This is a genomic window from Bacteroidota bacterium, from assembly GCA_030706565.1.
Taxonomy (GTDB): domain Bacteria; phylum Bacteroidota; class Bacteroidia; order Bacteroidales; family JAUZOH01; genus JAUZOH01.
This window is the reverse complement of record JAUZOH010000581.1, coordinates 1-1,567: the sequence shown is the minus strand read 5'-3', so window position 1 is coordinate 1,567 and position 1,567 is coordinate 1. Positions and strand designations below refer to the sequence as shown.

Annotated in this window: 2 protein-coding genes; one reads left to right on the top strand and one right to left on the bottom strand. The window is 38.6% G+C overall.

The annotated features are described in order from the left end of the window. A partial coding sequence (locus tag Q8907_16970; protein MDP4275962.1) for a glycoside hydrolase family 9 protein occupies window positions 1-932 on the top strand: 932 nt, incomplete at its 5' end. 139 nt (window positions 933-1,071) lie between these two features. Here the strand turns inward: Q8907_16970 and Q8907_16965 are convergent. Then, window positions 1,072-1,215, bottom strand: coding sequence for a hypothetical protein (locus Q8907_16965; protein ID MDP4275961.1), 144 nt, complete (start codon window positions 1,213-1,215; stop codon window positions 1,072-1,074). Window positions 1,216-1,567 lie beyond the last annotated feature (352 nt).

Below are 1,567 nucleotides of genomic sequence, written 5' to 3'. Positions count from 1 at the left end.
TGATGCCCGACAAAGCGGTTGCTCCCCGTTATGTGGTGGAAAAATCAACTGCAGCAACTCTTGATTTCGCTGCTGTCATGGCCATGGCATCACGTGTTTTTTCAAACAGCAAAATTGCCAGTCTGAAAACATTGTCCAAAACCTGTTTACTTGCTGCTACAAAGGCTATGAAATGGGCAAATTTAAATCCTGCTAAATATTATATCCAGCCGTCGGATATTAGTACCGGAACTTATGGCGATGAGGTTTTAGACGATGAATTTTTCTGGGCCAAGTCCGAGATGTGCCTGGCTACCGGAAATAAATCCTGGTTGAACGAAAAAGATATTTTAAACGGGAAAGCTGAAGCTCCTTCATGGGGGAATGTCAGTACTTTGGGGCTTATGTCTCTTGCTTTATCCAATGATCATAAGTTTAATGATTATAAAATGATTGCCCAAAAACAATTAATTTCCCGGGCATCCATATTGGCAGATAAAGCTAATGCTTCTGCCTGCAAAGTCAGCCTTGACATTTTTAAATGGGGCAGCAATTCTGATGTTGCCAATCAGGCTATAGTTGAATGGATGGCTTATAAGTTTACTGCTGATAAAAAGTACCTGACGGCTTTTCAGGAAAATGTGGATTATCTGTTGGGAAAAAATCCTACCGGTTATTGTTTTGTGACCGGTTTCGGTACGCAGTCGCCCAAGAATATCCATCACCGTATTTCCGCCGCTGACGGGGTTAAAGAACCAGTTCCCGGTTTTCTGGTCGGAGGGCCCAATACAGTGGTTATGAAAGATTGCGGGGATAAGGTTCAACGGTCAACCTTTCCGGCAAAATCTTATGTAGACGAACAGTGCAGCTATTCAACCAATGAAATTGCCATTAACTGGAATGCCCCGTTGTTCTTTGTGATCGGAGCACTGGATGCCACACAAAGCAAATAGAATTGAGGTTTTGTATTGATGAAGAATTTATAAAAGGGAAATTGTTTTTTCATTTCCTTCCAGGTGTGATTTTATTGGAAGTTAATATTTCTGACTCTTTTTAATTGAGAGTCAGAAATATAAATGCAACAAACTTATGCTAAATTTTAATTCGTAATGCAACATTAAATATTCGTCCGGTAAGCTGTTCATGAGTCAGGCTGTCTTTGACAATTGCTTTGAATGTATTTTGCGCATGAGCAAATAAAGGGATAAACAAAAACAATACAGTAAGCTTTTTCATTTGAGTTCAAAACGAATTATTTGAGGAATACACTCATTAAGGCTTGCAAAATTAGATTGTAACTTTGGAGAAAGTTGGGATTTACTGAAAAACCATAATAAAACAGGGGGAAAGAATCGTATAATTTTTTAAATTTACCCTGCGTTCTTTTAAAAGATGGAAATAAAAGCATCAGCTATATTTACGATGCCAGGGGGAAAAGCTTTGCAAAGTGACAAAAGATAGCACCTCGATCAGTCGTTATTATTGCGGTAATTTTGAATACGACGGCAATAAAGATCTTTCTTTAATTCATACGGATGAAGGAATCATTGAAGTGACCCGTTCCGGTAGTACAACAAATTACAATTAC